The 17,267-nt window shown below is 73.0% G+C and carries 15 protein-coding genes; 7 read left to right on the top strand and 8 right to left on the bottom strand.

Annotated features, from left to right (window positions below; genetic code table 11):
• Positions 1 to 47 precede the first annotated feature (47 nt).
• The 5 genes from GA0070621_RS27805 to mca all read right to left on the bottom strand — a co-directional run bounded on the left by GA0070621_RS27805 (position 48) and on the right by mca (position 7,497).
• Entirely contained in the window at positions 48 to 1,208 is a 1,161-nt protein-coding gene (locus tag GA0070621_RS27805; protein ID WP_091201299.1) for a 5-(carboxyamino)imidazole ribonucleotide synthase, read from the bottom strand.
• 223 nt (positions 1,209 to 1,431) lie between these two features.
• A complete protein-coding gene (locus tag GA0070621_RS27800; RefSeq protein WP_091201297.1) occupies positions 1,432 to 3,471 on the bottom strand; it encodes a thioredoxin domain-containing protein in 2,040 nt (679 codons plus the stop codon).
• A gap of 92 nt (positions 3,472 to 3,563) precedes the next feature.
• Entirely contained in the window at positions 3,564 to 6,059 is a 2,496-nt protein-coding gene (locus tag GA0070621_RS27795) for a putative bifunctional diguanylate cyclase/phosphodiesterase (RefSeq protein ID WP_231921105.1), read from the bottom strand.
• 214 nt (positions 6,060 to 6,273) lie between these two features.
• Positions 6,274 to 6,567 (bottom strand): hypothetical protein, encoded by a 294-nt coding sequence (locus tag GA0070621_RS27790; RefSeq protein WP_091201294.1) that lies wholly within the window; start codon positions 6,565 to 6,567, stop codon positions 6,274 to 6,276.
• A gap of 48 nt (positions 6,568 to 6,615) precedes the next feature.
• The gene (gene mca / locus GA0070621_RS27785; protein ID WP_091201292.1) at positions 6,616 to 7,497 is read right to left on the bottom strand and encodes a mycothiol conjugate amidase Mca; all 882 of its coding nucleotides are present in this window, start codon (positions 7,495 to 7,497) and stop codon (positions 6,616 to 6,618) included.
• Between the two features lie 211 nt (positions 7,498 to 7,708).
• Between mca and GA0070621_RS27780 the strand changes: the two genes are divergently transcribed.
• Complete coding sequence (locus tag GA0070621_RS27780) at positions 7,709 to 8,143, top strand: DUF4307 domain-containing protein (RefSeq protein ID WP_091201290.1); 435 nt, start codon at positions 7,709 to 7,711, stop codon at positions 8,141 to 8,143.
• Between the two features lie 215 nt (positions 8,144 to 8,358).
• Positions 8,359 to 8,859, top strand: a complete 501-nt coding sequence (gene greA, locus GA0070621_RS27775) for a transcription elongation factor GreA (RefSeq protein ID WP_091201288.1) — start codon at positions 8,359 to 8,361, stop codon at positions 8,857 to 8,859.
• A gap of 135 nt (positions 8,860 to 8,994) precedes the next feature.
• Here greA and ilvA read toward each other — a convergent pair whose 3' ends face one another.
• From ilvA to GA0070621_RS27760, 3 genes are all read right to left on the bottom strand, one after another.
• Positions 8,995 to 10,215, bottom strand: coding sequence for a threonine ammonia-lyase (gene ilvA / locus GA0070621_RS27770; RefSeq protein ID WP_091201286.1), 1,221 nt, complete (start codon positions 10,213 to 10,215; stop codon positions 8,995 to 8,997).
• Positions 10,216 to 10,390: 175 nt separating this feature from the next.
• Complete coding sequence (locus GA0070621_RS27765; protein WP_091201284.1) at positions 10,391 to 11,803, bottom strand: amidase; 1,413 nt, start codon at positions 11,801 to 11,803, stop codon at positions 10,391 to 10,393.
• Between the two features lie 16 nt (positions 11,804 to 11,819).
• A complete protein-coding gene (locus tag GA0070621_RS27760; RefSeq protein ID WP_091201281.1) occupies positions 11,820 to 12,962 on the bottom strand; it encodes a cystathionine gamma-synthase in 1,143 nt (380 codons plus the stop codon).
• 95 nt (positions 12,963 to 13,057) lie between these two features.
• On the opposite strand from GA0070621_RS27760, the gene GA0070621_RS27755 reads away from it, so the two are divergent.
• The 5 genes from GA0070621_RS27755 (at position 13,058) to GA0070621_RS27735 (ending at position 17,265) form a co-directional block, all read left to right on the top strand.
• The gene (locus GA0070621_RS27755; RefSeq protein WP_091201279.1) at positions 13,058 to 13,387 is read left to right on the top strand and encodes a hypothetical protein; all 330 of its coding nucleotides are present in this window, start codon (positions 13,058 to 13,060) and stop codon (positions 13,385 to 13,387) included.
• Positions 13,388 to 14,083, top strand: a complete 696-nt coding sequence (locus GA0070621_RS27750; protein ID WP_091201277.1) for a nucleotidyl transferase AbiEii/AbiGii toxin family protein — start codon at positions 13,388 to 13,390, stop codon at positions 14,081 to 14,083. It begins immediately after the preceding gene.
• A 44-nt stretch (positions 14,084 to 14,127) separates the two neighbouring features.
• Positions 14,128 to 14,541: an HIT family protein gene (locus GA0070621_RS27745; protein ID WP_091201275.1), complete on the top strand. Its 414-nt coding sequence runs from the start codon at positions 14,128 to 14,130 to the stop codon at positions 14,539 to 14,541.
• Positions 14,542 to 14,615: 74 nt separating this feature from the next.
• Positions 14,616 to 15,278 carry a peptide-methionine (S)-S-oxide reductase MsrA gene (gene msrA, locus GA0070621_RS27740; RefSeq protein ID WP_091201273.1) on the top strand — a complete coding sequence of 221 codons (663 nt, stop codon included), beginning with the start codon at positions 14,616 to 14,618 and terminating at the stop codon, positions 15,276 to 15,278.
• Positions 15,279 to 15,480: 202 nt separating this feature from the next.
• Positions 15,481 to 17,265: an N-acetylglutaminylglutamine amidotransferase gene (locus tag GA0070621_RS27735; protein WP_091201271.1), complete on the top strand. Its 1,785-nt coding sequence runs from the start codon at positions 15,481 to 15,483 to the stop codon at positions 17,263 to 17,265.
• The last annotated feature ends 2 nt before the right edge of the window (positions 17,266 to 17,267 follow it).

The following is a 17,267-nucleotide window of genomic DNA, read 5'->3' as shown; positions in this document are numbered from 1 at the left end:
CTGCCCTTCGTTCGCGACTGCGGGGCTCGCAAGCTCACTCCTCGCGCTCACCCGCGTCCCTCCCGCAGCCAGCGGACGGCGCGCGCCGCCCTGGCCCGTACGTCGTCCAGGTCGTGTCCGAGCACCGTGACGTGCCCGATCTTGCGGCCGGGGCGCACCTGCTTGCCGTACAGGTGGACCTTGGCCCCCGGCTCGGCGGCGAACAGGTGGTGCAGCCGCTCGTCGATGGGCATCCCGCCCGGCTCCCCGCCCAACACGTTGGCCATCACGACGACCGGCGCGGTGAGCGAGGTGTCGCCCATCGGGTAGTCGAGCACCGCCCGCAGGTGCTGCTCGAACTGGGAGGTACGGGCGCCCTCGATGGTCCAGTGCCCGGAGTTGTGCGGTCGCATGGCCAGCTCGTTGACGACCAGGCCGGCGGCCGTCTCGAAGAGTTCCACGGCGAGCAGGCCGACCACGCCGAGCGCGGTGGCCAGGTCGATGGCGAGCTGCTGGGCGGCGACCGCCAGCTCCTCCGGCAGGCCCGGCGCCGGCGCGAGCACCTCAACGCAGATGCCGTCCCGCTGCACCGTCTCCACCACCGGGTACGCGGCGACCTGCCCGAACGGCGAGCGGGCCACCTGCACGGCCAGCTCCCGGCGCAGCGCGACCCGCTCCTCCACGATCAGCGGAGTGCCCCCGGCGAGCAGGGTCGTGGCCAGTTCGCCGGCCCGGGTGGCGTCCTCCACCAGCCAGACGCCCCGACCGTCGTAGCCGCCCCGGGCCGCCTTCAGCACCACGGGCCAGCCGACCTCCGCGCCGAAGGCGACCAGGTCGGCGGGCGCCTCGACCGGACGCCAGGCCGGGTTCGGCGCACCCAGCTCGCCGAGCCGCTCGCGCATCACCCGCTTGTCCTGCGCGTGCAGCAGCGCCTCGGCCGGCGGGAAGAGCTTCACGCCCTCGCCGGCCAGGGTGCGGATGTGCGCGGTGGGCACGTGCTCGTGGTCGAAGGTGACCACGTCACAGCCCTTGGCGAAGGTGCGCAGGGCGGCGAGGTCGGTGTGGTCGCCGTACTGGACGTCGGCGGCGACCAGGGCCGCGCCGTCGTCCGGGGCGAGCGCCAGCACGCGCAGCGACTGGCCGAGGGCGATGGCGGCCTGGTGGGTCATCCGGGCCAGCTGCCCTCCGCCCACCATGCCGACGACAGGCAGTTCGGTACGGGAATCCATAGCGCCGCCAGCCTATCCGGGCGGACGCCGGAGCCGCCCGGCCGGGCCGCCCCGGGCGCCGTTCGCCGAATGGGCGGCGAAGCCACCGGCGGAGCAGAACATCCGGTTCCCGCTGCTGCTCACGGTGCTCTTCGGCCGCCACCTGCCGGTCGCCGCCGCGCTCCCGGACGAGGCGGCGGCGACGAGAGCCTGGCGGGCGAAGCGGGCCGGCCGCCGGAGTGACTCAGCCGCCGAGCCGGGCGGCCAGGTCGTCGACCGAGGTGACCGGCCGATCGCAGACGAACCCCCGGCAGACATACGCGGTGGAGCGCCCGTCCAGCGCCGGCCGCCCGGCCAGCAGCGGGACGCCCGGCTGGTCGGCGCGGCCCGCCACCACCACCGCGCCGGGCGGGGCGTGCCGGTGGGCGGCCGCCACCAGCGGGTCGCCCGTCGGGTCGTCGGTCACCACCGCGATCTCGTACGGGCCGGAGAGCAGCGCCTCGCCGACCGTGGCCGCGTACCCGGTGAACCGGGCGTGCCGCCCCACGATCGGCGCGACCGTGGACAGGGCGGCCTCGGCGGCCTCCCGGTACCGCGTCTCACCGCTCAACGCCGCGTACGCGACCAGCGCCGCGACGATCGCCGACCGGCCGGACGGGGTGGCGTTGTCGGTCGGGTCGGCCGGCCGGGTGACCAGCCGTTCGGCGTCGTCGGCGGTGTCGTAGAAGCCGCCGTCCGGGGCGGCGAACCGGGCCAGCGCCACGTCCAGGAGCTGACCGGCCAGCGCCAGCCAACGCCCCTCGCCGGTGACCTGGTGCATCGCGCAGAACGCCTCGGCCACGCAACCGTAGTCCTCCAGCACGCCGGCCGGCTCGCCGACCACCCCGTCCCGGGAGACCCGGCGCAGCCGCCCGTCCACGACGTGCACGGTCGCCAGGTGCTCGGCGGCGTCGCGCATCGCGCCGTCGGACACGATGCTGACGCCCTCCATCAGGTTCGCGTCCTCGTCGTCCGGGTTCGCGTAGAGCGCGGCGACCTGCTGGAACTCGGCGATCGCGGTGATCGCCAGCCCGTTCCAGGCGGCCACCACCTTGTCGTCGCGGGGCGGCTGCGGGCGGGCGTCCCGGGCGGCGAGCAGCCGCGCCACCACGTCCTGCCAACGGGCCCGGATCTCCGGGTCCGCATCGTCCACGTCCCGGGCCAGCTTGAGCACACTCGTGCCGTGCTCAAAGGTGCCCTGCTCGGTCACCGCGAACAGGTCGGCGGCCCAGCGGCCGTCCTCCTCCCCCAGCACCTCGACCAGCTGGGCCGGGGTCCAGACGTAGGTGAGGCCCTCGACGCCCTGGGTGTCCGCGTCCAGCGCGGACGCGAAGCCCTCGCCGGACCGGTGCAGTTCGTCGGCGAGGAACCGGGCGACGTCCCGGGCCACCCGGCGGGCCAGCGGGTCGCCGGTGAGCCGCCAGAGCTGGGCGTAGACCCGCAGCAGCAGCGCGTTGTCGTAGAGCATCTTCTCGAAGTGCGGCACGGTCCAGTGGCCGTCCACCGAATAGCGGGCGAACCCGCCGGCGAGCTGGTCGTAGATGCCGCCCCGGGCCATCGCCTCACCGGTGTGCCGGACGATCTCCAGGCTCCGGGTCGAGCCGGTGCGCTGGTGGTGCCGGAGCAGGAAGAGCAGGTTCATGTGCGGCGGGAACTTCGGCGCCCCGCCGAAGCCGCCGTTGGCCTCGTCGTACTCCCCGGAGAGCTGATCCGCGGCGGCGTCCAGCAGTTCGGCGGTGAGCGGGGTGCTCCGGCCGCCCACGGCCTGGGCGCCGCCGATCGCCTCGACCACGGCGGCGCCCTGACGCAGCACCGCCTCCCGCTGGTCCCGCCAGGCGGTGGCGACGGAGCCGAGCAGGCGGATGAAGTTCGGCCGCGGGAAGTACGTGCCGCAGAAGAAGGGGGTGCCGTCCGGGGCGGCGAAGACGGTCATCGGCCAGCCGCCCTGGCCGGTCATCGCCTGGGTGGCGGTCATGTAGACGGCGTCGACGTCGGGCCGTTCCTCCCGGTCCACCTTGATCGGGACGAAGTCCTCGTTCATCATCCGGGCGACGGCCTCGTTCTCGAACGACTCGTGCGCCATCACGTGACACCAGTGGCAGGCCGCGTACCCGACCGAGATGATCACCGGGACGTCGCGCCGTTTCGCCTCGGCGAACGCCTCCTCGCACCAGGGCCACCAGTCGACCGGGTTGTCGGCGTGCTGAAGCAGATAGGGCGACGTGGCGTTGGCGAGTCGGTTCACCCGACGACCATATCCAGCAGGCGCACGGCGGCGCTGCGGGAGCGGACCGACCGGCGCACTGCCTGCTCCTGGTTTGCCGGCCCCGGCTCCGATCAGGAGGCGCCGTCGGCGCGCAGCGGGAACACGTTGCCGGGGGCGCTGTCCAACAGCGACCCCAGCACCGCCCCGATCTTGTCCGCCGGCATCGGCTTGAAGAAGTGGTAACCCTGGGCGGCGGTGCAGCCCAGCTCGGCCAGGGCGGTCCGCTGCTCGGCGGTCTCCACCCCCTCGGCCACCACCCGCAGGCCCAACTCGTGGGCGAGCCCGACGGTGGTCCGGACGATCGCCGCCGCCTCCGGCGAGTCGGCCATCCGGATCACGAAGGAGCGGTCGACCTTCAGCTCGTCGACGGCGATCCGGGTCAGGAAGGTCAACGACGAGAAGCCGGTCCCGAAGTCGTCGACGGCGAGCTGCACCCCCATCGACCGCAGGGTGGCGAGCACCTCGTCGATGACCTCCAGCTCGCTCATCACCACCGTCTCGGTGATCTCCAGGACCAGCCGGTGCGGCGGCACCTGGTGCCGGCGCAACGCCTCACCGATCTCCGCCGGCAGCCGCGGGTCGAGCAGGCTGCGCGCCGACAGGTTCACCGAGATCGGCAGGTCCAACCCCTCGCGGGCCCACCCGGCCGCCACGCCGAGCGCCTTGTCCAGCACATACCGGGTGAAGCTGCCGAGCTGCTCGCTGTTCTCCACGGGACGGATGAAGTCGGCCGGCCCGAGCCAGCCCCGCCGCGGGTGCCGCCAGCGGATCAGCGCCTCCACCCCGGTCGGGGCGCCGGTGGCCAGGTCGACCGCCGGCTGCAACGCCAGGACCAGCTGGTCGTCGGCCGCCAGGGCCTCCCGCAGCTCCGCGAGCAACGCCAGGTGGTCGGTGCTCGCCGCGTCCCGGGAGCTGTCGTACGCGGCGACGCTGCCGCCGCCCTCCTTGGCCTGGTACATGGCGATGTCGGCCCGGCGCAGCAGCTCGGTCAGGTCGGCGGTGCCCGCGTCGGCGACCACCACCCCGACCGCCACCTCGACGGACATCCGTACGCCCGCCACCTCCGTCGGTGCGGCGAGCCGCTCGGCGATCTCCCGGGCCTGGCGCAGCGCGTACGCCAGGGGGGCGGCCCGGTCCTCGACCACCGGGACCGCGGTCAGCAGCAGGGCGAACTCGTCGCCGCCGAGCCGCCCGAGCAGGTCGCCCGGACGGATCAGGGCGGCCAGCCGGTTCCCGGTCAGCCGCAGCAGCTGGTCGCCGGCCGCGTGCCCCAGCGTGTCGTTGACCTCTTTGAACTGGTTGATGTCGAGCAGCAGCAGCGCCACCGGGTGGTCGTGGGCGAGCTGCCGCAGCGCCTGGTCACCCTTGCTGAGCATGGCGGCCCGGTTGAGCAGCCCGGTGAGCTGGTCGTGCACCGCCTCGTACGACGAACGGGCGGTGACCAGCCGCAACTCCCGGTGGGTCGCGGCGTCGTGCAGGGCGGCGGCCAGGGCGTCGCCGAAGGCGGCGACGCCGTCCCGTTCCCGGGCGGTCGGCGGGGCGGACCGGGGAAAGTGGACCCGCAGCTGGCCCACCTCCGTGCTGCCGACGGTCAACGGCCGGACCAGCTCCTGCTCACCCGACTCGGTACGCGCCGGCGACTTCACCTCGCGGTCGCGTACCTGGCCGCCGGTGTCGCCCCGGTAGCGCCGCCACCGGCCGTCGCCCCGGGCGACGTCCACCTCGACCAGTTCGGCGCCGAAGAGGGTGAGCGCCCCGGTCACCGCGGCGGTCGCCACACCCCGCTCGTCGAGCTGGTTGAGCGCGGCGGTGGCCTCGGCGAACGCCCGCCAGGTGCGCCGTTCCTGGTCGGCCCGGAGCCGGTGCCGGTAGGTCTGTTGGAGCAGCCACAGCGGCGGCGGGAGGAGCAGCAGCCAGCGGATGTCGAGCTCCAGCAGCGTGACCACCACCAGGCCGACGGCCACGTTGCCGACGAACATGAGCAGCTTGCCGCGGATCGCGGCGAGCAGCGGCGGCCCGATCGGGATCCCGTGCCGCAGGGCGAGGCTGGCACCGCCGAGCCAGGCGGTGGTGAGCAGGTAGGTCACCGAGCCCGCGATCAGCGCGAGGGCGAGTTCGGGGGTCGGCGCGGCGAGCATCGGCCGGCCGAGCGCGCTGGCGACCGCAACGGCAAGCGCGGTGGCGGCGGTCAGCGAACCGGTGATCCGGACCAGTTCCAGCACGGGCTGCCGGTCGGCGAGCAGGGACATCGCGGCCCAGGCGGCCCCGACGCCGAGCAGGGCCGCGCCCGGCAGCCAGCCGGCCGGTACGAGATAGAGGCAGACGATGAGAGCGGCCTCGCCCCAGGTGATGCTGACCATCCCGGACGCGGTCCGGAAACGCAGCCGGGCGAGCTGGGCCACGGCGAACGTGGCGACCGCGATGCCGAAGCGGGCGGGCGCCGGCAGCGGGTCGTCCGGCGGGAGGGACGCCGTGACGGTGAGGCCGAGCACGGCGGCCACCAGCGCGGTGACCGCGACGGCGAAGGTCAGCAGAAGTACCCCGGTCGGCGTGCCACGCAGGCCCAGCCGATCGGGAGGGTGGCCGCCCCTGCCGGGCGTCACGGGCCCACCCTGCCCGTCGACGGTCCGCGGGCACGGCGGGTGGCCACTGCTGCCACGGACATCGACGCCCCCTCCCGCGCACGGCTCGAGGACTAGTGGTCCCCCGGCGGAAGGCTAAGCCAAAGCCGGTGGCCGCAACAGGGGGCGACCACCGGGTTCGACGTGATTCACGTGCCGACTACCCGTTCCGGCGCTGCTGGGAGCCGTTGGGAGCGTTCGTGCGTGATTCCTGCGGCACGATCCCGTCTGTCGGATCGACGACGGTCGTCTCGACCCGATTCTGGTCGGCCTGACCCGTCTGGCGCGGGAACTGGTCCGGCAACCGACGCAGCCGGGCGTTCATGTTACGGATCAGCAGGATGGTGGCGGTGGCCAGCAGCACGATGAGGAAGAGGCCCATCGGGCCGGCCAGACCACCCGTGCGGGTGTCACCGAAGTTGTTCTCCGCGAGCACCTGGGCGGTGGTCAGCATGGTGTTCCTCCGATGTGCGGTTGCCGACCAGCGTAGCCCGCCGGGTAATCAGCGGGCATGGCACGTCTCGCGGACCCCGGCGAAGAGGTCGGACTCCGGCAGCGGGCTGTCCACCAGCGACCGGGCGAGTTGGTAATCCTCGGTCGGCCACGCGCGCTTCTGCAACTCCATCGGCACGTGGAACCAGAAGCCGTCCGGGTCGATCTGGGTGGCGTGGGCGCGCAGGGCGTCGTCGCGGACCGGGAAGTAGTCCGCGCACTCGACCCGGGTGGTGATCCGCGGGCCTTTGTCGGGACGGTCGTCCCAGCGCTTGAGCCAGTCCTGGTACGGCGACTCGAGGTCGGCGGCGAGCATGGCCTCGTGCAGGGCCATGATCTTGCCCTTGGAGAAGCCGACGTCGTAGTAGAGCTTCAGCGGCTGCCACGGCTCGCCCAGCTCCGGGTGACGCGCCGGGTCGCCGGCGGCCTCGAAGGCGGCGACGGTCACCTTGTGGGTCATGATGTGGTCCGGGTGCGGGTAGCCGCCCTCCTCGTCGTAGGTGGTGACGACGTGCGGGCGGAACTGCCGCATCAGCCGCACCAGCGGGACGGCGGCGCCGGCCACGTCCTGGAGGGCGAAGCAGCCCTCCGGCAGCGGCGGCAGCGGGTCGCCCTCGGGCAGCCCGGAGTCGACGAAGCCGAGCCAGGCCTGCTCGATGCCGAGGATCGCGCGGGCCGCGTCCATCTCGGCACGGCGGATGTCGGCCATGTTGGCCCAGACGTCCGGGCGGTCCATCTTCGGGTTGAGCACGCTGCCGCGCTCGCCGCCGGTGCAAGTCACCACCAGGACATCCACCCCCTCGGCGACATATTTCGCCGTGGTCGCGGCGCCCTTGCTCGACTCGTCGTCGGGATGGGCGTGCACGGCCATGAGACGCAGTTGCTCTGCCACCTTCGGCGCTCCTCGTGTGTGCCCGCCGGCCGGGCCCACCCGGGACCAACCGGCTGACCTGCCGGAATCCTCCCCCGCGCCCGTGAAGCCCCCGTGCTGGCCGATCGGCGGCGGGGCCGACCTGCCATCCTTGACTCAGCGCCGGGCTGGGAAGATGGACTTTGCCATTCTTGCCGATGCCGCCGACAACAACGCCAGGAGATACCCGCCGGTGAGCGAGACGCACGCCACAATCGCACCGGGTACGCCGGTCTTCCCACCCGGCCGCTACGGCCGACGCCGGGAGCCGGGGCGCCGTCGCCCTGTCCTGCGGGCGCTCCTGGTGGCCGTCCTGCTGGCGGCCATGGGTCTGGTCGCCGCCAGGCTCTACACCCAGTACGGCGACCCCGACTACCAGGCCGACGTGATCACCTACACCGGGATCACCGACTCCCGGGTGGTGGTCGACTTCCGGGTCACCCTGCCGCCGGGCGGCTCGGCGACCTGCCTGCTGCGCGCCCGCGCCCACGACGGCGCGGAGGTGGGCCACGCCGAGGTCGCGGTGACCACCCGGCCCGGCGAGCGGCACGTGACCGTCCGGCACGAGGTGCCCACGACCGCCCGCCCGTTCATCGGCGAGGTGCTGCGCTGCCGGCCGGCCGACTGAGCGCCGCCACGGGGGCTCTCCGGCCGGCCGACTGAGCGCGACCACTGCGACTCGGCGGGCGAGTCGCCCGGGCGCGGCCACCGCGACCTGCCGGAACGCCTACCCGGGGTCCCGCCGCCAGTACCCCGGGTGATCTACGGCACCCGGAGAGGTCCGGCACTGGTAACTTGGTGGTTCACCTGTCAGCCGGTACCGCACGACCAAGGAGAACGCCTGTGTCCACCAATGACAACGAGGCGCCCGCCACCTGGCTGTCCCAGGACGCGCACGACCGTCTGCAGGCCGAGCTCGACGAGCTGATCGCCAACCGTCCAGTCATCGCCGCCGAGATCAACGCCCGGCGCGAGGAGGGCGACCTGCGGGAGAACGGCGGTTACCACGCCGCCCGCGAGGAGCAGGGCAAGGCGGAGGGCCGCATCCTCTACCTGAAGGAACTGCTCCGCACGGCCAAGGTCGGCGAGGCGCCGACGGCCGACGCGGTGTCGCCCGGCATGGTCGTCACGATCTACTTCGACGACGACCCCGACGACACCGACACCTTCCTGCTCGGCTCTCGGGAGATCGCCTCCACCACCGACCTGACCGTCTACAGCCCCGAGTCCGCGCTCGGCAAGGCGATCCTCGGCGGCAAGGCGGGCCAGCACTGCACCTACACGGCGCCCAGCGGCGCCGACATCAAGGTGACCATCGTCAAGTTCGAGCCGTTCTCCGGCTGAGCCCAGAAACGGGCTCCGCGCCCGACCACCGGCCGGGTTCGACCACCCGACCGGGGCTGACAGGCCGGTCGGACCCGAGCCACCCGCGACCGCCCCGGCCCACCGGCCGGGGCGGTCGCGTCGTATCGGCCCGGATCACGCCTCGCCGGCGAACACCACCTGGTAGCCGCTGGCCCGCAGGGCGCTGATCAGCGTGTCCGAGTGCTCCACGCCGCGGGTCTCCACCGAGAGCGCCACCTCCACCTCACCGAGGCGCAGGTGCGGGTTGGCCCGCTGGTGCTCCACGTCGACCACGTTGGCCCGGTGCTCGGCGATCTCGCTGAGCAGCGAGGCGAGCTGACCCGGCCGATCCGAGCAGCGCACGGTGACCCGCAGATAGCGGCCGGCCGCCGCGAGGCCGTGCTCGATCACCCGGAGCATGAGCAGCGGGTCGATGTTCCCGCCGGAGAGCACCGCCACCACCGGCGCCTCGACCTCGACCGCCCCGGCCAGCAACGCGGCCACCCCGACCGCGCCGGCCGGCTCCACCACCTGCTTGCCGCGTTCCAGCAGCATCAGCAGCGCCCGGGAGATGTCCTCCTCCGACACCGTGACGATCTCGTCGACCAGCTCGCGGACGTGGGTGAAGGTCAACTCGCCGGGACGTCCCACCGCGATGCCGTCGGCGATGGTCGAGAACGACGACAGGCGTACCGGGGCGCCGGCCTTGAGCGAGGGCGGAAAGGCGGCGGCGCTCGCCGCCTGCACCCCGATCACCCGTACGTCGGGACGCAGGGCCTTGGCGGCCACCGCCATGCCGGAGATCAGGCCACCGCCGCCCACCCCGGTGACGATGGTCTTCACTTCCGGGCACTGTTCGAGGATCTCCAGCGCGACGGTGCCCTGACCGGCGATGACGTCCCGGTGGTCGAACGGGTGGATGAACACCGCGCCGCTCCGCTCGGCGAAGGTCTGCGCCGCGACCAGCGACTCGTCCACGGTGTTGCCGACCAGCTCGACGCTCGCGCCGTACCCCTTGGTCGCGGCCACCTTCGGCAGCGGGGCGTTGACCGGCATGAAGACGGTGGCGTGGGCACCGACCAGGCCGGCGGCGAGCGCCACCCCCTGCGCGTGGTTGCCGGCGCTCGCCGCGACCACGCCGCGGGCCCGCTCCTCGGCCGACAGCCGGGAGATCCGCACGTACGCCCCGCGCACCTTGTACGACCCGGCGCGTTGCACGTTCTCGCATTTCAGCCACGCCGGCCCGCCGAGGGCCGCGCTGAGCGGCCGGGAGGGTTCCAGCGGGGTGGTGCGGGTGACGCCGGCGAGCAGTTCCCGCGCGGCCCGTACGTCGGCGAGGCCGACCAGTTCCGTCATGCCCCGATCGTGCCACCCGCCTCGGCGGAAACCTGCGGCGACGTCCCCGTCGCATCGGTCGCCACCTGCGGCGACGGCCCGGTGACGGGCTGCGCCGGGTACGGCGGGCAGATCCGGCGGGCGGGCCGGCATGAGGACCGTCCAGGGCGCGCGGGTGCGCGCACACGCTGGGCGATCACGCAGTGGCCGGCGACCCCGTGCCGACCCGGGGATAGCCGGGAGCATGCCGCTGCCAGGGGGCCTGCAACTCGAACTGGCCGGCGACGCCGAGCAGCAGCAGCTCGGAGCCGGGCGGGCCGACGAACTGCACGCCGACCGGCAGGCCGTCCGGACGGCGGCCGACCGGCACCACGATCGCCGGCAGCCCGGCGATGTTCCACGGCGCGGCGTACGGGGCGTACCCGATGTTGGCCCTCATGTTCGCCAGCCAGGACCGGCCGGACCAGCCGGCGGCCTCCGGCGGCGGCCCGGCCAGCGCCGGGGTGAGCAGCAGGTCGATCGAGTGGTCGGTGAAAAAGGCCACCGACCGCTCGCGCCAGGCGCTCCGGTCGGCCTCCCGGACGTACCCCCGGCGCTGCGCCCAGTCGCCGAGCGCGACGTGCCGGCGGCTGCGCCGCTGGAGGCCGCGCCGCTGGACCCCGGCGGCCCGCACGTCGGCGGCGGCCGCGGCGAACCAGGTGGCGACCCCCTGCAGGCCCAGCCGGGTCGGATAGACCGGGTCGGCGGGGACGGTGTCGTGCCCGGCGGCGGCGAGCAGCCGCCCGGCGGCGGCCACCGCGTCCCGGTTGGGCGCGTCCGGCGAGACGCCACGCACCGGGGAGCGCAGCGAGACCCCGACCCGCAGCCGCGACGGCTGCTCCAGCTTGTCGGGGCGGCGCCCGGCCAGCACCGAGAAGCCGACCACCGCGTCGGCCACCGTGCCGGTGAGCACGCCGTGCTCGGCGAGGCCGAACCAGTCGTCCGCGCCGAGCTGGTAGGGGATCACCCCCCGGCCGGGCTTGAGCCCGACCAGACCGCAGCACGCGGCCGGAATACGGATCGAGCCGAGGCCGTCGTTGCCGTGCGCCATCGGCACCAGCCCGGCGGCCACCGCGGCGGCCGCGCCGCCCGAGGAGCCGCCGGGGGTACGCGACAGGTCCCAGGGGTTGCGGGTGACGCCGGTCTCGTCGTCGGTGAGCGCCCAGAGGCCGAGCTCCGGCATCCGGGTCACCCCGAGGATCACCGCGCCCGCGCCGCGCAGCCGCCGGACCACCTCGTGGTCGGCCTCCGCCACCGGCGTACGCACCGCGGCCGAGCCGTTCCAGGTGGGCAGCCCGGCGACCGGGGTGTTCTCCTTGACCGCGACCGGCACCCCGGCGAGGGGCAGGTTGGCCAGGTCCTCCTGCTCGTCGACCTTCTCCGCCTCGGTGATCGCCGCCCCGCCGCGTACCGTCCGGAACGCGGCGAGGTCGGCGTCCGCGTGCGCGACGTGATCCAGGTGGTCGGCCACGACCTGGGTGGCCGAGACGTCACCCCGGCGTACGCCCCGGGCGATCTGTTTGGCGGTCGCCCCCACCCAGGTCGTCGGCATGATGTCCGGCACGGCCACCCTCCCCAGCCAGCGGTCAGCCCAGCGCCTGCTCCAGATCGGCGAGCAGGTCGTCGACCGTCTCGATGCCGACAGACAGTCGCACGAGATCGCCGGGAACTTCAAGCGGCGAGCCGGCAGCGCTTGCGTGTGTCATCCGTCCCGGGTGCTCGATCAGGGATTCGACGCCGCCGAGGGACTCGGCGAGCACGAAGAGCTTGGCCCGGTTGCAGATCTCCACGGCGTGCTCCTCGCCGCCCGCGGCCCGGAAGGAGATCATCCCGCCGAACCGGCGCATCTGCTTGGCGGCCACCTCGTGCCCCGGGTGCGACGGCAGGCCCGGGTAGAGCACCTGGCCGACCTTGGCGTGACCGTCCAGGTAGGCCGCGATCCGCTCGGCGTTGTCGCAGTGCCGGTCCATGCGTACGCCGAGGGTCTTGATGCCGCGCAGGGTGAGCCAGGCGTCGAACGGCCCGTTGACCGCGCCCATCGCGTTCTGGTGGTAGCGCAGCTCCTCGCCCAGCGCCCGGTCGGCGGCGATCAGGGCGCCACCGACCACGTCGGAGTGTCCGCCGACGTACTTGGTGGTGGAATGGACCACCACGTCCGCGCCGAACGCGATCGGCTGCTGCAGGTACGGCGAGGCGAAGGTGTTGTCGACCACCAGCAGCGCGTCGGCCTCGTGCGCGACGGCGGCCAGGGCGGCGATGTCGGCGATGCCGAGCAGCGGGTTGGTCGGCGTCTCCACCCAGACGATCCTCGTGGTGCCGGGCCGGATCGCGGCCCGTACGGCGGCCGGGTCGGAGACCTTCGCCGGCGTGTAGTCCAGGCCCCACCGCTCGGCGACCTTGGCGAACAGCCGGTAGGTGCCGCCGTACGCGTCGTCGGGGATGACCACGTGGTCGCCCGGCTTGCAGACCGTACGCAGCAGGGTGTCCTCGGCGGCCAGGCCGCTGGCGAAGGCGAGTGCCACCGGCCCGCCCTCCAGGGCGGCCAGGCACTCCTGGAGCGCGTCCCGCGTGGGGTTGCCGGAGCGGCTGTATTCGTAGCCCTGCCGGGGCGCGCCGACCGCGTCCTGGGCATAGGTGCTGGTCTGGTAGATCGGTGGGATCACCGCGCCGGTGCGGGCCTCGGGGTCCTGGCCGGCGTGGATGGCGAGCGTCTCGAAGCCGTGACTCATGCCCGAGACGTTAGTCGGCCCGGCTGTCGCCGCGGGTTGGAACCCGACCCGGGTCGCACCCGGCATCGGTCGTACCGCTGGGCCATACTTCCCGGGTGACCCCGACCGTTTCGCTGCCGTCCCGCCTGATCGGCGTGGCCGAGCGCATTCCGGCCTCGCTCGCGCAGCTGACCGGCCCCGATCACGGCAGCGTGAGTCTGCCACTGCGCCTCGCCTGGTCCGGACCGACGGCCTTCAACGTCAGCGACCCAGGTGAACGTCTCACGCTCTACTGCCTGCTGCTTGACTGCGGGCAGCGCGAGGACGTCGTCCGGTACGTCAACGCCACGCTGCTGCGGCGGGACTGGCCCCGCATCCGACGCCTGACGGCTCGCCGAGTCGTCGCTCTCTGGGAACGTCGCCTGCCCGACCTGTCCGCCGCCTGAATGGACCCGCTGCATCGCCGCCTTCTCGAGATCGGGTTCGCCGCAGGCGACGATCTCGGGCTGGTGCTCGCCGGTGGATACGCCATGTGCGCCCACGAGCTGGTAAGCCGACCGTCGCAGGACATTGACTTCGCCACAGCGACCGCACTGCCACTTGCAACGGTGGTCCAACGGCTCTCCGACGCCTACGGCCGTGCCGGGTTCTCTGCCCAGGTGATCGAGGCCACTCCGCGCATGGCTCGGATGCTTGTGTCGGACGACGCGGCGTCCTGCGAGATTGATCTCCTCAAGGAAGCGCTGGGGCCGCCCGCACGGATGAGCATCGGTCCGGTCCTGGCCTTCGAGGACGCGGTCGGGCTCAAGGTGCGCGCCCTGCACGACCGGGCCGCCCATCGGGACTTCATCGACATCCACGCAGCCAACGAGCGGCTCAGCTGGATCGAGCTGGAGTCGCTCGGCGCACGACACACGGCGGGGTTCTCCCTCGATGAGCTGGCCGACCGCCTCGGCGCGGTGGTGGAACGTGACAATCGCACCTTCCGCTTCTATGGCCTGAGCTGGCTGGACATCAACGGGCTGCGGAGCTGGGCGTTGCGGTGGGAGTCGGACATCCGACGCCGCCTGGCAAGTGGCGAAACCGGGCCGGTCGGGCCACCACTGGAAGAGGAGTGGGACACCTATCTCGACGCGCAGTGAGTCGGCGGTAAGAGGCATCCGTCTGGCGGTACTAACCTGGCTCGGTGAGCGGGTGCGTGTTCTGCGGGATCGTGGCGGGCGAGGTGCCCGCGTTCGTCGTCGCCGACGAGCCGGACGGGGTGGCCTTCCTGGACACCCGGCCGGTCTTCAAAGGGCACGTGCTGGTGGTGCCACGGACCCACCTGGTCACCCTGGACACGCTGCCGGCCGAGGTGCTGCCCGGCTACTTCCGGCTGGTACAGCAGATCATCGTGGCGGTGGAGACCGGCCTGGGGTCCGGCGGGACGTTCGTGGCGGTGAACAACAAGGTGTCCCAGTCCGTCCCGCACCTGCACACCCACGTGGTGCCCCGTACGAAGGGCGACGGGCTGCGCGGCTTCTTCTGGCCGCGTACCCGCTACACCGACGACGCCGAGGCGACGGGCTTCGCCCGCCGGATCGCCGCCGCGCTGGCCTGAGCGCGGCACGGGCGGGTAAGGAAGCGGGGACCGGCGGTGTTGCACGCTGGGAGAGGCAAGAGAGGAGTCCCACCGTGTTCCTTCGCCGTACGAAGGCCGAGCTGCCCACCCCCGACCAGGCCCTGCCGGGCCGGTCGATCGCGATGCCGATCTCCGACCGGCACGAGGTGCTGCCGTCCTCGCTGAAGGGCCCGTTCCCGGAGGGCTCGCAGGTCGCCGTCTTCGGGTTGGGCTGTTTCTGGGGCGCCGAGCGCCTGTTCTGGACCCTCCCCGGCGTGATCACCACCTCGGCCGGCTACGCGGGTGGCATCACCCCGAACCCGACCTATGAGGAGGTCTGCTCGGGGATGACCGGGCACGCCGAGGTGGTCCAGGTGGTCTACGACCCCACCCGGATCAGCTACGAGGACCTGCTCAAGGTCTTCTGGGAGAACCACGACCCGACCCAGGGCATGCGCCAGGGCAACGACGTCGGCACGCAGTACCGCTCGGCGATCTACGCCAGCACCGACGAGCAGCTCGCCACCGCGCAGGCGTCCCGGGACGCGTTCGCGCCGATCGTGGCGCGGGCCGGCAAGGGCGAGATCACCACGGAGATCGCCCGGCTCGGTGACTACTACTTCGCCGAGGACTACCACCAGCAGTACCTCGCGCCGACCAAGAACCCGAACGGGTACTGCAACCACGGCCCGAACGGGTTGAGCTGCCCGGTCGGCGTGGCCCGTACCGCCGGCTGACCGACTCGATGTCCGTTTCCGGGCCTGCGGTGTTTGTCACAACGCAGGCCCGGACCATTCTGGTCACCCGAGCGGGCGGGACACGAAACGTCGGCGCCCGAGCAGCGTTGAAAGGGAACGGCCGGGCATTCTAGCAACCCCGCCACCGATCGTCATCGGCTCAACAGGCGAGCCGCGATGACCTCTGGCAGCATGGGCCGGCATGTGCGGACTGGCTGGGGAGTTCCGCCGTGACGGTTCACGCGCCGACGTGGCGGCAGTGGAGCGCATGGCGGCCACCATGAGTGACCGAGGACCGGACGACAGCGGGGTGTGGTCACAGGGCCCGATCGCCCTGGGACACCGACGCCTGAAGATCATCGACCTTTCCGCGGCCAGCGGCCAGCCGATCGTCGACGCCGCCGCCGGCCTCACCGCCGTCTTCAACGGTTGCATCTACAACTATCGGGATCTGCGCGCGGAGTTGCAGGCCAGGGGCCACCACTTCTTCTCCGCCGGGGACAGCGAGGTCGTGGTCAAGGCGTACGCCGAGTGGGGGCTCGACTTCGTCGACCACCTGACCGGCATGTTCGCCGTGGCGATCAGCGAACGCGACACCGGCCGGCTGGTACTGGCCCGGGACCGGCTCGGCATCAAGCCGCTCTACCTGACCGAGACGCCGGGCGTGGTCCGCTTCGCCAGCACGCTGCCGGCGCTGCTGGCCGGTGGCGGCGTCGACACGACGATCGACCCGGTGGGACTCGCCCACTACCTGAGCTTCCACAGCATCGTGCCGCCGCCGCGGACCATCCTGCGCGGCGTCGCCAAGCTCCCCCCGGCCACGATCCGGGTGTACGAGCCGGACGGCTCGACCCGGGAACGGGTCTACTGGCAGCCGTCCTTCAGCCGTGCCGCCGAGCGGGCCGACTGGACCGAGCGGGACTGGCAGGACGCGCTGCTGGAGTCGCTGACCACCGCCGTACGCCGCCGGACGGTGGCCGACGTGCCGGTCGGCGTACTGCTCTCCGGCGGGCTCGACTCCAGCCTGATCGTCGCCCTGCTGGCCGGGGAGGGACAGTCGGGTCTGTCCACGTTCTCCATCGGCTTCGACTCCGTCGGCGGCCGGGCGGGCGACGAGTTCGGCTACTCCGACCTGGTCGCCAAGACCTTCGGCACCGACCACCACCGGATCAGGGTGCCCACCGGCGACCTGCTGCCGCCGCTGGAGGCCGCCGTCGCGGCGATGAGCGAGCCGATGGTCAGCCACGACTGTGTGGCGTTCTGGCTGCTCAGCCAGGAGGTCGTCCGGCACGTGAAGGTGGTCCAGTCCGGCCAGGGCGCGGACGAGATCCTGGGCGGCTACCACTGGTATCCCCCGCTGGCCGAGGTCGACCGGGAGCGCGCGCTGGATACGTACGCGGAAGCCTTCCTCGACCGCGACGCGGCCGGCCTGGCCCGGGTGCTCAACCCGGCGTGGCTGGCCGACGGCGACCCGGCCCGGGAGTTCCTGGCCGCGCACCTGGCCCGGCCCGGGGCGCGGACCGCGGTCGACGCCGGCCTGCGGATCGACACCGAGGTGATGCTGACCGACGACCCGGTCAAGCGGGTGGACAACATGACCATGGCGCACGGGCTGGAGGCCCGGGTGCCGTTCCTCGACCACGAGTTCGTGGAGTTGGCCGCGAGCTGCCCGCCGGAGCTGAAGCTGGCCCAGGGCGGCAAGGGCGTGCTCAAGGAGATCGGCCGCCGGGTCCTGCCGCACCAGGTGATCGACCGGCCGAAGGGCTACTTCCCGGTGCCGGGCCTCACCCATCTGGAGGGCAAGCTCCTCGACCGGGTACGCGACGCCCTCACCGCGCCCGGGGCCCGCCGCCGCGACCTGTTCCGCACCGAGTACGTCGACGCGCTGCTCGCCGACCCGAACGCCGAACTGACCCCGTTGAACGGAAACAAGCTGTGGCAACTCGGACTCCTGGAAATGTGGCTCCAGAGCCACGGAATCGACTGAGG

The sequence above is a fragment of the Micromonospora narathiwatensis genome (assembly GCF_900089605.1).
In the GTDB taxonomy this organism is placed as follows: domain Bacteria; phylum Actinomycetota; class Actinomycetes; order Mycobacteriales; family Micromonosporaceae; genus Micromonospora; species Micromonospora narathiwatensis.
Note: the sequence above shows the minus strand (reverse complement) of the source record. Positions and strands in the feature narration are given on the sequence as shown.

Bases quoted from the DNA above. Each gene is read 5' to 3' on its own strand.
- GA0070621_RS27790 (WP_091201294.1), bottom strand. From the start codon at position 6,567: ATGCTGACCACCGCCCAGGTGCTCGCGGAGAACAACTTCGGTGACACC.
- GA0070621_RS27760 (WP_091201281.1), bottom strand. From the start codon at position 12,962: ATGAGTCACGGCTTCGAGACGCTCGCCATCCACGCCGGCCAGGACCCC.
- GA0070621_RS27735 (WP_091201271.1), top strand. From the start codon at position 15,481: ATGTGCGGACTGGCTGGGGAGTTCCGCCGTGACGGTTCACGCGCCGAC.
- ilvA (WP_091201286.1), bottom strand. From the start codon at position 10,215: ATGACGGAACTGGTCGGCCTCGCCGACGTACGGGCCGCGCGGGAACTG.
- GA0070621_RS27750 (WP_091201277.1), top strand. From the start codon at position 13,388: ATGGACCCGCTGCATCGCCGCCTTCTCGAGATCGGGTTCGCCGCAGGC.
- GA0070621_RS27805 (WP_091201299.1), bottom strand. From the start codon at position 1,208: ATGGATTCCCGTACCGAACTGCCTGTCGTCGGCATGGTGGGCGGAGGG.